A 13822-nucleotide genomic window follows, 5' to 3' on the forward strand; every position below is an offset into this window, starting at 1 on the left:
GCGGCGCGGCATAGCCACCGGCATGTCGCTCATCGCGCGCACCTCGCTCGTCTCCGCCGCCACGCTCGGCTCGCGCGTGCTCGGCTTCGTGCGCGATGCCGCCACCGCCGCTGTGCTCGGCGCCGGCCCGGTGGCGGATGCCCTGGTGGCGGCGCTGGCGCTGCCGCTGCTGGCGCGCCGCCTTCTGGCGGAAGGCGCCTTCAATCTCGCCTTCATTCCGGCTTTGGCGCTGGCGGAGGAGCGCGGCCCCGGCGCCGGCCCGGCGCGCAGCCTCGCAAAGGCCGCCTTCATCCTCCTGTCCGGCAGCCTTCTGGTGGCGGCGGTGCTGGCGGCGGTGTTCATGCGCCAGGTGATCGGCCTGCTCGCGCCCGGCTTCGAGGCCGGCGGACCGCGCGCCGAGGTGGCGGTTCTGTGCGGGCGCGTCGCCGTGCTCTATCTGCCGCTCTCGGGCATGGCGGCGATCTTCGGCGGCATCGCCAACCGCTCCTACCGCGTGCTGCTGCCGGCGCTCGCCCCCATGGCCGCCAACATGACCGTTCTCGCGGTGATCGCGGCGCTGCTGCTCCAGGGACTGATGGAGAGCGACACCGCGGCCCTCGCCATCGCCGCGGCGACGGTGGCCGCGGGCGTCGCGCAACTGGCGCTGATGATGGCGGCGGCGCGCGGTTGCCCGCCGGCCCGCTTCCTTAATGCCGCGGCCGACTGGCGCGGGGGCCTCGCGGTGCTGCGGGCGGCATCGCCCGCGCTGCTGTTTGCGGGCATGAGCCAGTTCCGGCTCATCATCATCATCGCGCTGGTGTCCGCGGTGCCGGGCGCGGTGGCGGCGCTCAATTACGCCCAGCGGCTGATGGACCTTCCGCTCGGCCTCGTGGGTGCGAGCGCCGGCGCGGTGCTGCTGCCGGCCCTGGTGCGCGAGAAGGGGGAAGGGACGGCCGCCGGCCGGGCTCTGGTGGCGGCGGTCGCCTTCGCCTTGCCGGCGGCGGCAGGCCTTGCCGTGCTGGCGCAGCCGATCGTCGTCACCCTGTTCCAGCGCGGCAGCTTCGATGCCGAGGACGCGCGGGCGACGGCGCTGTTCCTCGCCGTGCTGGCGCTCTCCCTGCCGCTCCAGGGGCTGGAGCGCATCCTCGCCGCCGCCGCCTCGGCCGCCGGGCTCGTGGGGGCGGCCGAGAAGGTGGCGCTGGCGTCGCTCGCGCTGTGCTTCGGCGCGGGAGCCGCGCTCGGCGCGGCTTTCGGACCGGCGGGCGCGGCGGGCGGGGCGGCGGCCTCCGCGGGCGGCTCCATCCTGGCCCTCGGCGCGCTGCTGGCGCGCCGGGGCGTGCTCAGGTTCGATTCCACGCTCTTTCCTGCGGCCGTCGGCATCGCCGGCGCGACGCTCGCCATGGCGCTCGCGGTGCATTTCGCCGCCGCCGCCTGGCCTGTGCCCGAAGGCGCGGGGCTTGCCGCCGCGCTGCGCCTCGCCGCGCTGATCGGCCTCGGCGGCGGCGTCTATGGCGCGTGCCTGCTGCCGCTGCGCGCGCTCCTGAAGCGGCGCGCGCGCGCCTGAGCCCCAGGGGCGCGCGTCCCGGCCTTGCGCCGGGCGGCACCGGCGTTCTATGACGCGCCACGCCCGGACGGGGCGCAAGGTTCTGAGGCGGTGTGCCGCCATCGAGGAGGTCGCCATGGCGGCGGTGGTTGAGCGGGTGTTCTCCGGCGTGCAGCCCACGGGCAACCTGCACCTCGGCAATTATCTCGGCGCCATCAAGCGCTTCGTGGAACTGCAGAAGACCCACGCCTGCATCTATTGCGTGGTGGACCTGCATGCCATCACGGTCTGGCAGGACCCCGAGGAACTGAGGCGCCACATCCGCGAGGTGACGGCCGCCTTTATCGCCTGCGGCATCGATCCCAAGGCGCACATCGTGTTCAACCAGAGCCAGGTCTCCGGCCATGCGGAACTGGCCTGGATCTTCAATTGCGTCGCCCGCATGGGCTGGCTGAACCGCATGACGCAGTTCAAGGAGAAGGCCGGCAAGGACCGCGAGAACGCCTCCGTCGGCCTGTTCGCCTATCCGAACCTCATGGCCGCCGACATCCTGCTCTACCGCGCCACCCACGTGCCGGTGGGCGAGGACCAGAAGCAGCACCTGGAGCTGACGCGCGACATCGCCATGAAGTTCAACAACGACTTCTCAGCCTCGATCTCCGCGGCCGGCCACGGGGAGGGCTATTTCCCGCTGACCGAGCCGCTGATCGCCGGCCCCGCGACGCGCGTCATGAGCCTGCGCGACGGGGCGAAGAAGATGTCGAAGTCGGACGCCTCCGACTTCTCGCGCATCAACCTCACCGACGATGCCGACGCCATCGCCACCAAGGTGCGCCGCGCCAAGACCGATCCCGAGCCGCTGCCCTCCGAGGAAGAAGGTCTGAAGGGCCGGCCTGAGGCGGACAATCTGGTCGGCATCTTCGCCGCGCTCGCCGACACCTCCAAGTCCCAGGTTCTGGCGGACTACGGCAACGCCCAGTTCTCCACCTTCAAGGGCGCGCTGGTGGACCTCGCGGTGGCGAAGCTCGGCCCCATCGGCGCCGAGATGCAGCGCCTGATGGGCGACCTGTCCGCCATCGATGCCATCCTCGCCGATGGCGCCGGCCGCGCGCGGGTGATTGCGGACGAGACGATCCGGCAGGTGAAGGATATCGTGGGTCTCGTGCGGTCCTAATCTTTCCGCTGGAGGCGGGCATGGACGACGACGCCTTCACCGACGCGGAGCGCGCCGCGGTCTATCGCTGCATCGAGAGCCGCCGCGACGTGCGCCGGGAGTTCCTGCCCGACGCGATCCCGGAGGCGGTGGTCGCCCGCCTGCTCGCCGCCGGCCATGCGGCGCCTTCGGTGGGCTTCCTCCAGCCCTGGAACTTCATCCTGGTGCGGCAGGCGGAGACCAAAGCCGCGCTCCATGCCGCCTTCGCCCACGCCAATGCCGAAGCGGCGGCCCTGTTCGAGAGCGCGCGCGCCGACCTCTACCGCACGCTGAAGCTCGAAGGGCTGCTGGAGGCGCCGCTGCTCCTGTGCGTCACCTGCGAGCGGGGCCGGGCCGGCCCGGTGGTGCTCGGCCGCACCCACCAGAGCGAGGTGGACGTCTATTCCACCGTCTGCGCGGTGCAGAACATCTGGCTCGCGGCGCGGGCGGAGAATCTGGGCGTCGGCTGGGTCTCGATCCTGTCGCTCGACGATCTGAGGGCGATCCTCGGCATTCCCGAGCACATCCTGCCGGTGGCGCTTCTGTGCATCGGCCGGGTCTCCCATTTCGCCGGCACGCCGGACCTGGAGCGGGCCGGCTGGCGCGCGCGCCTGCCGCTCGAAGAGCTGGTGTTCGCCGAGCGCTTCGGCGCGCCATGGCGGGACGAGCCGTGAGCAGCGCCGGCGAAAACGGGTGGGCGCCGCTGGCCGCCTCTGATGGAATGGGCCAAGCTCGCTTGAAGGGAGATGCCTTGTGCTGGCGTCCGATGCCCCGTTTGTGTCCCCGCCGGCCGCGCGCCGCCCCATGACCGCGACCCCCGCGACCCTGCTGGAGATCGCCGCCTGCGACTACGACGTGGTGCGCCGGGCGGTGGCCTACATTTCGCTTCATGTGCGCCGGCAGCCGGAGGTGGAGGAGATCGCCCGCGCCGCTGGCGTCACCCCCCGCGCGCTCACCGACCTGTTCCGCCGCTGGTGCGGGCTCACGCCCAAGGCGTTCCTGCAGGCGGTGACGCTGGACCGCGCCCGGCGCATCGTCGCCGAGAGCTCCAACGTGCTCGACGCGGCGCTGGAGCTGGGCCTCTCCGGCCCCGGGCGGCTGCACGATCTGTTCGTCGTGCATGAGGCCATGTCGCCCGGCGAGTGGAAGACCGGCGGCGCCGGCCTCCTCATCCGCTACGGCTTCCACCCCTCGCCGTTCGGCCTGGCGCTCGCCATGGCGACGCCGCGCGGCCTGTGCGGGCTCGCCTTCGCCGATGCGGGCGAGGAGGCGGCGGCGCTCGCCGACATGCGCGCCCGGTGGCCCAACGCCGCCTTCGCCGAGGACCCGGCCGCCACCGCGCCGCTGGTGGCGCGGATATTCTCCCCCGAGGCGTGCCGGGACGACCAGCCCCTGCGCATCGTCTTCATCGGCACGGATTTCGAGATACGGGTGTGGGAGACGCTGCTGCGCATCCCCATGGGCCGCGCCACCACCTATTCGTCCATAGCCGAGCATGTGGGAAGCCCCAAGGCCGCGCGGGCGGTGGGCGCGGCGGTGGGCAAGAACCCCATCTCCTTCGTGGTCCCCTGCCACCGCGTGCTGGGCAAGAGCGGCGACCTCACGGGCTATCACTGGGGCCTCACCCGCAAGCGCGCCATATTGGGCTGGGAAGCCGGCAAGCTGGAGCCGAAGCAGGGGTGAGGAAAGGGCCGCCGCTACCGGCGCAGCTCCGGGAATTGCCGACGTGGCCGCCGCCGTGCTCCGGCTTGTCCAAGGCAGGCCGGCGCTCTTCGGACCGGCCTGACGCTCTTTGCGTGCCCCGCTCTCCAGGCGAAACGGGTGTTCCCTATCGTGCCAGCCCGCCGAACCAGGCGCCGAAATAGCCGGCATAGAGTTCCGGCGCCTCCAGGTTCATGGAATGGCCGATGCCCGGCACGGCGATGAAGCGGCAGTCGGGCATCGCCGCCGCCATTTCCGTCATGTCGGCCTCGGGGATGACGCCGTCGCGCATGCCCCACGCAACGAGGTGGGGATGGCGGATGGTGCCCATGAGCGCCTTCAGCTCGCCCGCGTGGGCCTCCTTGGTGAGGGTGTCCGGCGTGCCGAACCAGATGCCGTCCGACACCTGGAACACCTGGTCGACGATGTGCCCGAACAGCCGTGCCCGCGCTCCGTCGCCGGCCGTCACCTGCGGCAGGAAGCGCGCCGGGCCGGGATTGGGCAGGAGCGTCTCGGGGGCGAACAGGCTCGGCGCGGTGGTGGCCATGACCTCGCGCGTGAGCGCCTTGTCGGCCTTCATGCGGCCGAAGAATGCCGCCTTCTCGGGCGGGAAGGCGATGCCCTGCGGCCCCACCGGCGAGAGCGAGAAGACGCGCCCGAACCGGTCCGGCTGCTTCAGGATCATCCGGGTGGAGATGATGCCGCCGGTGGAGTGGGTGGCGAGGTGGCAGAAATCCACCTTGAGCGCGTCGAGCGCCGCCAGCATGTCGTCCGCGTGCTGGCGAACCGAATAGTTGGAGAAGTCCGCGAGCGGGGTCGGCTTGTCGCTGTCGCCGCAGCCGCGCCAGTCCACGGCGATGGTGCGCACGCCGCGCGGGAAATGCGGCGCGGCAAGCGCGATCCAGTCCTTGCTGGCAAGGTTGCCGTGGACGAACAGGACCGTCACCGGTCCCTCGCCCCATTCGCGCCAGGCGAGGCGGATGCCGTTCACGTCGAGCATTTGCATGGGGTGGTCCCGTCCTGCGCGGCCGTGCCCGCGCGCCGGCCATTGCAGCACATTGCCGCCCGCCGCGCAGCCAGCGCCGTTCCCCGGCCCAGCGACGGCGCAGCCGGAGCCGTTCCCCGGACAAGCGACGGCGCAGCCGGAGCGCAGAGCCGGGGTCCAGGGGAGACTCCCGCGCAGCGGGCAATACCAAAGGCGCCGGGTGCAGAAGCGCCTGCGGCGAACTCTTGCGCTGGGTCCCGGCTCGCATTCCGCTGACGCTTCATGCGTCCGGGGCGCGAGGGTGGTTCCGCGGCCCCCGCGCCTATTTGTTCAGCCCCTGGGGCGTGGCCGCGGCGGCCGGAGCGGCCGCCTTGGGCGTGCCGGCGGTGCCGTTGATGAGGATGTCAACCATGCCGGGCGTGGTGGTCGCCACCCGGCCGGTTTTCACGAAGTCCACCGCGTCCTCGGCGAATTCGACCGGGTCGTCGGTGTGGATGAAGTGCGCCGTCTCCGGATAGACCTTCACCGACACGTCCCTCCCGGCCGCCGTCATGCGCCGCATGAAGGGCATGATGGCCTGGCGCGAAAGGTCGTTCAGACCGTTGAAGGCATAGCCCGGAATGAACGGCTCCCTGGCGCCGAAGGCGAGGAAGATCGGCGCCTTGATCTCGCTGAGCCGCTTGAAGAGGCTGTTGGGATCCTTCTCCTGCAGCTCGATCGCCATGGTGTAGATGTCGAAGATGAAGAGGTCGACCCACTGCTGCAGTTCGCGCGGGTCACCCTTGATCATGCCGATGCGCTGGGCCGTGTGGAGCCGGGCATATTCGCTGTCGCGCAGGAAGTAGCCGGATTTCGACGGCGTCACCGCGCCGGTGACGGGATCGCGCCGGCGGAAGTGGAAAAAATCGTCGATCTGCTGGGCGGTCTGGTTCTTCTCCCGCTCCCTCAGGCCGGTCTGGTCCCAGGTGGCCTTCCACTTGTCGAAGTCGCGGGCGAATTCGGGGTTGAAGAGGTCGAGCTTCTTGCCCGGCGCCACCGTGATCTCGCGGGGATATTCCTCAAGCCCCGCCGGCGCCTCCAGCACCAGCTTGGTCACCGCCTCGGGCCAGGTCAGGGCATAGCCGAGCACCAATTGCCCGCCCATGGAATGGCCCAGATACGCGGCCTTGCCGACCTTGAGCTGGTCCACCACCAGGCCGTGCACCACATCGCGCATGTCCTGCATGGTGCGGGCCGGGCTCTTGTCGAGGTTGCCGGGTCCGGACATGCCGTAGTGCGGCAGGTCCGGCACGATCACGCGCAGCCCGCGCTCCAGCGCGATGCGCATCACGTTGCCGTAATGGCCGCCGAACGCGCCCTTGCCGTGGACGATGACCAGCACCTCCGGGTTCGGATCGGTGCCGGCATATTCGTCCATGTAGCCGATGTCCCATTCGACGCCGTTTTTGTCCTTCACCTTGGTCTTCTTCACCGGGAAGGGATAGGTGACGAAACTGTTCCAGAACGACTTGTCCGGCGTGATGTCCGCGGCCACGGACGGCGTCCGATAGGCCTTCGCCACCAGCGCCTGGCTGCGGGTGAGCCGCGCCACGTCGCCGAGGAAGGAGGCCACCGTCGGATCGAACTGCTTGTTCTTGAGGATCGAGAACACGCCATAGTGGGCCACCGGCGAGGTCTCGTGCACGAAGTCGGCGCCGGGCACCTTCTCCACCGCGCGCTGGGCGCGGTCGAAGGTGAGCCACTGGTCGTTCTCGATATGCATGACAAGGGTGCGCGCCCTGATGCGCGAAAGGTCCTTGTTGATGTTGTACTGCTCGCCGGCGCGGTTGCGCCACAGGAGGTCCACCGCGTCGAACAGGAGCGCGCGGGCGTTCACCGAGGCGCCCGCCTGCGGCGTCGGCGGCTTCCAGTAGAAGATGTCGGGCTGCACCTTCGCCCAGTCCTGCTGCGAGCGGAAATCGAAGTCGAAGCCTGTGAGCAGCAGCACCGACCAGCCGAAGGCGACGCCCTGGTTCGGGTGCTTGTCCTTGGGCAGGTTGTAGTAGTTGCCGCCGGTGGCGCGCCATTGCGGATCGCTCTCGATCGCCGCCGACATGAGCTGGAAGGTCCAGTTGCCGACCGGGTCGCCGCCGTCCGACTGGGTTGTGCCGCCCACCGGCATCAGGCCGTTCATGAAGTCCGGGTGCATCACGCCCCAGACATAGGTCTGAGTGGCACCCATGGAGACGCCCGTCACCATCGCCGCGCGGGCCACCTTCAGATGGTCGCGCAGCATGCGGTAGTTCGACTGGACGAGGTCCTGGTAGCTGTATTGAGGGAACTTCTGGCCCAGCCCCTCGGACGGCTTGGAGGTGCCCCACAGGCCGAGCGCGTCGAGGATGACGACATAATATTCGTTGGTGTCGATGGCGAGGTTCGCCCCGATCACCGGCCCGCCGGACAGGCCCGTGCCCTCGACCCACTGGGCATACATGTCCGTGGCGTCGCCGGAATAGAAGGCGTTGACGATCACCGCATTGGTGATCTCGCCCGCGGCGTTGCGCTTCGGCGTGCCGAGCGCGATGTAGGCGGTGCGGAGCGATCCCCCGCCCAGCGATTCGAGCGTCGTGCCGCCTTCCCCGCCGTTCTGCCACGTATCCGGCGCCGAGAGGTCGTAGGTGCCGCCGATGCGGAAGTTCGGCACCTCGTAGAATTTCTTGAGGCTGCACAGCCGCGCCTGGGAGCAGGCGGCGGTGAGCGGCTGCGGCAGCAGGGCCGATTTCGGCGCCTGGGCGAGCGCCGGCGCGGCGACAAGCAGCGCCGCGGCCAAGGCGGCGCCGAGGCCGCCGGAAAGGGACGCCACGGCTTGGGTCAGGCGACGCATAGGAACCTCCCGGATGTCGGCGCTGGACACGCTCTCGGCATGATCGGTGGCACGGCGGCGCGGGCTTGGCAATGATCCGGCGCGGACCGGCCGGAGGCGCCGCGTCAGGCGCTGGCGGAGGCCTCGGCGCGCGACGCGCGGGCGGCGGCGAGCGCGTTGGCGAGCGCGACGAAGCCGGCGACGTCGATCTCCTCCGCCCGTGCGGTGGGCTCGACGCCGGCCGCCTCCAGCAAGGGGAGCGGATCGCAGCCGAGGCTCTTCAGGCTCTGGCGCAGCATCTTGCGGCGCTGGCCGAAGGCGGCCTCCGTCACCTTCTCCAGCACCGAGAGCGCGCACGGCAGCGGCGCGGCCCGCGGCACGAGATGCACCACCGAGGAGGTCACCTTGGGCGGCGGCACGAAGGCGGACGGGGCGACGTCGAACGCGATGCGCGCAGCGCAGCGCCAGCCCGCCAGAACGGCGAGCCGTCCATAGGCCTTCGAGCCGGGCGCGGCGACGATGCGCTCCGCCACCTCTTTCTGGAACATGAGGGTGAGCGAGGCGAACCAGGGCGGCCACGGATCGGCCGAGAGCCAGCCCACCAGCAGCACGGTGGCGATGTTGTAGGGCAGGTTCGCCACCACCCGCGCCGGGCCGTCGCCGAGAAGGGGGCGCACGTCCACCTTCAGCGCGTCGCCCTCGATCACCTCCAGGCGGCCGGGATAGTGCGCCGCGATCTCGCCGAGCGCGTCGATGCAGCGCCGGTCGCGCTCGATGGCGATGATGCGGGCGGCGCCGAGCGCCAGCAGCGCCCGCGTGAGGCCGCCGGGGCCGGGACCGACCTCGACCACCGTGGCGCCTTCCAGCGGCCCGGAGGCGCGGGCGACGCGGGCGGTGAGGTTGAGGTCCAAAAGGAAATTCTGCCCCAGCGATTTCTGCGCCGAGAGGCCGTGGGCGCGGATCACCTCGCGCAAAGGCGGCAGGTCGTCGAGCGCGCTCACGCCGCCTTCTCCCCCACCGCCTCGGTGTCGGCGAGCCGCCGCGCAAGCTTGAGCGCCGCGATCAGGCTCGACGGATCGGCGCGGCCGGTGCCGGCGATGTCGAACGCCGTGCCGTGGTCCGGCGAGGTGCGGATGAATGGCAGGCCCAGCGTCGCGTTCACCCCGTCGTGGAACGCCAGCGTCTTGGCCGGGATCAGCACCTGATCGTGATACATGCCGATGGCGACGTCGTAGTGCGCGCGCGCCTGAGGATGGAACAGGGTGTCGGCGGGCAGCGGACCGGCCGCGGCGATGCCCTCAGCCAGGAGCGCCGCGACCGCCGGGCGCACCACGGCCTCGTCCTCGAGGCCCATGAGGCCGCCCTCCCCCGCGTGCGGGTTGAGGCCGCAGAAGGCGAGGCGGGGCCGCGCGAGGCCGAAGCGCCGCGCCATGTCACGGGCGACGATGCGCCCCGTCTCCACCAGGAGGCTGGTGGTGAGGAGGCCAGGCACGTCCTTCAGCGGGACATGGATGGTGGCGGGCACCACGGCGAGCAGCGGCGACCAGATCAGCATGGCCGGGCGCGGCACCGTGCCGTCCGGGCGGCGGGCACGATCGGCGAGATATTCCGTGTGGCCCGGAAAGGGAAAGCCCGCCGCCTGCACCACGGATTTCGCCAGCGGGCAGGTGACGAGCGCGTCGGCGCGGCCCGATGTGACGAGATCGAGGGCCGCGGCGAGCGCCTCCAGCACGCAGGCCGCGCTTCCGGCGTCGGGCCGGCCGGGGGCCGCGGTGGCGGAGGGGCCGGCGGCGAGAACGGGCAGCGCCTCGGCGAACAGGGCGGCTGCCTCCTCGGGCGCGGCGCGGACGAGCGGCACCTCGAACCCAAGGCGGCGGGCGCGATTCCCGAGCAGACCCGGATCGCCGACGGCGATGAAGGGGGGCACTTCGCGGGCGCGGCGCGCGCGCCACGCCATGAGGGCAATGTCCGGCCCGATCCCGGCCGGCTCGCCGAGCGCGAGAGCGAGCGGTCGCGCCGGCGCGGACGGGGCCATCAGCGATATTCGATGAGCGAGGTCTTTCTCAGCTCGGCGATCATCTTCTTGGATTCGGCCGTGAACTGCGCGGTGCTGAGCTGGTCCTTGATCTCGCGCTTCTGGGAGCTTTCGCCCCGCACCTCGGTCTTGTTGCAGATCGCGAAGGTCTCGACGCCGAACTGGCTCACCTCGGGCGGCGTGAGGCGGCCGACCTCGGTCTTGTCGAGCAGTTGGCGCAGGCTCGTCGGCATGTCGGAGGACAGGCGCAGGATCGGCTGGCGCACCACCACTTCCTTGAGGCCCTTGGCCATGGCCAGTCCCGCCTCGCAGTTGGTGAAGCGCTGGCGCAGGCCGTTGGCCTCCTGCAGGCGGGCACTGTGGTTGCCGCCGTTGCGCGGCACCACGAAGACGATGGGGTAGAGGGTGTATTCGGTGGCGACGAGCTGGGTCGTCCCGCGCATCTGCAGCGCGGCGACCACGTCGGAATCGCGGATCATGGTGGTGCCGGCGCGCCCGCGCACATACTGGCTCCACACATAGTCGGCCGCCAGCTTGTCCTTGAAGATGCGGGCGTCGAGGCCGCCTTGGGCGAAGCTCGCGGTCAGCTCGGCGGCGGTGCGTCCGGAGCGCTCGGCGACGCCGGCATACATGCGGTCGATGTCCGCCTGGTCCACGGTGGTCTGGAGCCGGCGCGCCTGCTGGAACTTGATGCGGTCGTCGATCAGCTCGTCCAGCGCCTCCTTGGGGCTGATGGACTTGCGCTCGATCATCTGGTGCAGGCGCTGGCGCTGGCTGACGTCATAGGAGGTGATGGGGTCGCCATTCACCACCACCACCACCTTCTGCGCCGCGGCGGGCAGCGCCATGGCGAAGGTGGCGAGAACGGCAGCGATGAACACGCGTATCAGAAAAGGCATGGTGCATCCGCGAGTTGGCGCGCGCAGAGCGACGATCCGGGTTGACCGCACAGCTTCCGGACGACGATGGACTGCGTTCCTGGCAGCAATGGGGCCGCGACGGCCCGGGGCCGCGGTGGCCGCCGGCGCCAGGGCCGTTCTGCCATCAATCGCGCCCGGACGCCACCCTTGGGGCGGGCCGGAGCGGCGCGCTCTCGCCCCATTGTGATCGCGGCGGGCGCCGGAGCGCCCGATCAGTCGCCGCCGAAGGAGGTGGAGAAGCCGCCCTCGCCGAGGGTGCGCAGGCCGATCCGGACCGTGACCTTGGTGTCCGGCGGGGCGTTGGGGCCGTTCAGCGTATAGTCGGTGATGTAGTTGAAGGCGAGCGTGAAGCAGTCGTCGATGTAGCTGAGGCCGAGCAGCGTGTAGTCGAACGCGTCCTGGCCGATATTGTAGCGCACCGCGCCCTTAACGGACCAGTTGTCGGTCAGCTTGTAGCTGCCATTGGTCAGGATGCCCTCGCGCCGCTCGTAAAAGCCCAGCAGCGGCTGCGCCTCGTAGCGGCCATAGATCGCCGACACCTGCAGGCGGTCCACCTCGGCGCGTCCCTGCAGCTCGAAGCGCTGCATGGAGAAGTTCGCGTCGTCGAAGCGGAAACGCGTGGTGAGTTCGAGGTTCTTGGTCGGCGAGTAGCTGAAGCGGGCGATATAGTCCGAGGCGCCGGTCTCGAGGCCGGATTCGAGGCCGGTATTGGCCATGTCGCCATAGGCGTAGGAATTCTTGCCGAACAGGCTGTAGGACTGGCCGATCACCGCGGTGAACAGGCCAGCGCCGTGGATGGCGGCGGTGTAGGTGAGGCCCACATTGGCGCGGCCGCCGCCCTCGACCCGGTCCCAGCCGGAATACTTGCTGATCTCGAACAGGTTGGTGTCGTCGAACACCAGGCTCTGCGCGTCCTCGTTCGGGAACTCGCCGATGGCGGTCTCGTTCGGGCGGATGATGATCTGGGCGCGCGGCTCGATGGTCTGCGTGCCCCAGCTCTCGGCGGAGATAAAGGGATAGCGGTAGTCGAGGCCGACCGCCGGCATGGCGCGGATCAGGTCCTCGCTGCCGGACTGCAGCGGGTTCTGGCCCGGGAAGATCGGGCCGTAGGAATAGCTGAGCGGCAGCGGGCTGACATTGACCGAGGCCACGTCCACTCGCGCCGACACGAAGGGCGTCCACATCTGGCCGATGGAATCGGTCACGGTCTTGCGCCAGTAGAGTTCGGCCGACAGGCGCGTGTAGTCGCCCGGCGCGCCGCGCAGCAGGCACTCCCTGGCATTGGGATTGGCGAGGGTGCAGGCCCCCGTGGGCACGCCGATGGCACCCACCGCGGAGGTGGCGGCGGACGTGCCGATGAAGTCGGCCTGATCGCGGCTGAGGGTGGTGAGGTTCACCTTCACGCCCGATTCGCCGCCCCACAGCGCCTTGTCGAACACCTTGTTGTAGTTGAGCGTGCCCACGATCGGCAGGCGGTCCTGGTCGTCGGTCACCGACAGGCCGAGGAAATAGAGGCCGCGCAGGTCGAAATAGGAGCGGTCGCCCTGCCCGGTCAGGTAGGCGGTGGACACCTGCTCGGTCTTGGAGAGCGGCACGAGGTTGTAGTCGCGCAGGAAGGTCCGGTCGGAGACCAGGGTCGCGTCCCAGCCGATGGTCCAGAACTGGTTGATAGCGAAGGCGCCGCTGCTCTGCACCGCGCCGCGCTCGTCGCGATAGCCCGGCAGCGGCTCCACCACGCCGTTGGAATAGACGTTGAGGAACGCGTCCTTGTCCTGCTGGATGATGCCCGCCGCGCGGATGGTGTAGCTGCCGTTGATGAGCCGCTGGCGCCACTCGCCCTGCATCAGCAGCCCCTGCTGCGTCAGGTAGGTGGGCGTGATGGTCATGTCGCGGTCGGGCGCGATGTTCCAGAAGAACGGCGTGCCGACCCCGTAGCCGAGCTGGCTCGAGCTGAGGAACTCCGGCATCAGGAAGCCGGTCTTGCGCTTCACCGTGGGGTCCGGCGAGGACATGTACGGGAACCAGGCCACCGGGAAGCCGAAGAACTCGACCGTGGCGTCCTGGTAGTAGACCATCTGCTGGTCTTCGTTGTGGATGATCTTCTTGGCGCGGACCTGCCACAGAGGCGGCTTGCTGGGGTCGTCCTTGCAGGGCTCGCAGGCGGTGTAGGTGCCGTTCTGGAAGACCGTGACGTTGCCCTGCTGGCGATCGGCGCGCGCGGCCGTGAAGTGGGTCTTCTCGGGCGTGTCGAGGCGCAGCGAGGCGACGAAGCCTTCCTTGAAGTCCTGGGTCAGCTGAAGGTTGTCGGCAGTGACGATCTTGCCGTCCTTCTGCTTCATGCGGACGTTGCCCTCGGCCACCAGCATGTTCGCCTTGCGGTCGAACACGACCCGGTTCGCCTCCAGGGTGGAGCCGTCATAATAGATCTGGACGTTGCCGACCGCCGCGACCGTATCCTTCTGGTAGTCGTATTCCATCTCGTCGGCAGTGACGAGCATCTTCTGATTCGGGTCCATCTTCGGCGCGGCCATGAGACCGGACGTGCCGCTGCCTCCCCGCGCCTGCGCGGCAGCGGGGGCGGCGCCCAGGGACGCCAAGACAGCAAATGCGGCAACCCCCGCGAGC

General features: G+C 70.1%; 10 protein-coding genes. 4 read left to right on the forward strand and 6 right to left on the reverse strand.

The window, feature by feature from the left end; all coding sequences use genetic code 11:
- Positions 1-22: 22 nt before the first annotated feature.
- The 4 genes from D9R14_RS02655 to D9R14_RS02670 all read left to right on the forward strand — a co-directional run bounded on the left by D9R14_RS02655 (position 23) and on the right by D9R14_RS02670 (position 4397).
- Entirely contained in the window at positions 23-1543 is a 1521-nt protein-coding gene (locus tag D9R14_RS02655) for a lipid II flippase MurJ (protein WP_121621718.1), read from the forward strand.
- A 115-nt stretch (positions 1544-1658) separates the two neighbouring features.
- On the forward strand, positions 1659-2696 hold the full coding sequence (gene trpS / locus D9R14_RS02660; protein ID WP_121621719.1) for a tryptophan--tRNA ligase: 1038 nt from the start codon (positions 1659-1661) through the stop codon (positions 2694-2696).
- 20 nt (positions 2697-2716) lie between these two features.
- A complete protein-coding gene (bluB, locus tag D9R14_RS02665; protein WP_121621720.1) occupies positions 2717-3388 on the forward strand; it encodes a 5,6-dimethylbenzimidazole synthase in 672 nt (223 codons plus the stop codon).
- A gap of 130 nt (positions 3389-3518) precedes the next feature.
- Positions 3519-4397 (forward strand): methylated-DNA--[protein]-cysteine S-methyltransferase, encoded by an 879-nt coding sequence (locus D9R14_RS02670; protein WP_121621811.1) that lies wholly within the window; start codon positions 3519-3521, stop codon positions 4395-4397.
- A 145-nt stretch (positions 4398-4542) separates the two neighbouring features.
- Here D9R14_RS02670 and D9R14_RS02675 read toward each other — a convergent pair whose 3' ends face one another.
- The 6 genes from D9R14_RS02675 to D9R14_RS02700 all read right to left on the reverse strand — a co-directional run bounded on the left by D9R14_RS02675 (position 4543) and on the right by D9R14_RS02700 (position 13695).
- A complete protein-coding gene (locus D9R14_RS02675; RefSeq protein ID WP_121621721.1) occupies positions 4543-5421 on the reverse strand; it encodes an alpha/beta fold hydrolase in 879 nt (292 codons plus the stop codon).
- Positions 5422-5722: 301 nt separating this feature from the next.
- Positions 5723-8263 (reverse strand): alpha/beta hydrolase, encoded by a 2541-nt coding sequence (locus D9R14_RS02680; protein ID WP_121621722.1) that lies wholly within the window; start codon positions 8261-8263, stop codon positions 5723-5725.
- A gap of 104 nt (positions 8264-8367) precedes the next feature.
- Positions 8368-9243, reverse strand: a complete 876-nt coding sequence (gene rsmA / locus D9R14_RS02685; protein WP_121621723.1) for a 16S rRNA (adenine(1518)-N(6)/adenine(1519)-N(6))-dimethyltransferase RsmA — start codon at positions 9241-9243, stop codon at positions 8368-8370.
- Positions 9240-10277, reverse strand: a complete 1038-nt coding sequence (gene pdxA / locus D9R14_RS02690; protein WP_121621724.1) for a 4-hydroxythreonine-4-phosphate dehydrogenase PdxA — start codon at positions 10275-10277, stop codon at positions 9240-9242. Before pdxA ends, rsmA begins: the two co-directional genes overlap by 4 nt.
- Complete coding sequence (locus tag D9R14_RS02695) at positions 10277-11176, reverse strand: SurA N-terminal domain-containing protein (RefSeq protein ID WP_121621725.1); 900 nt, start codon at positions 11174-11176, stop codon at positions 10277-10279. Before D9R14_RS02695 ends, pdxA begins: the two co-directional genes overlap by 1 nt.
- Positions 11177-11409: 233 nt before the next feature.
- Positions 11410-13695, reverse strand: a complete 2286-nt coding sequence (locus D9R14_RS02700; protein ID WP_245420494.1) for an LPS-assembly protein LptD — start codon at positions 13693-13695, stop codon at positions 11410-11412.
- Positions 13696-13822 lie beyond the last annotated feature (127 nt).

Origin of the sequence: Xanthobacter tagetidis, from assembly GCF_003667445.1 — a bacterium.
Classification (GTDB): domain Bacteria; phylum Pseudomonadota; class Alphaproteobacteria; order Rhizobiales; family Xanthobacteraceae; genus Xanthobacter; species Xanthobacter tagetidis.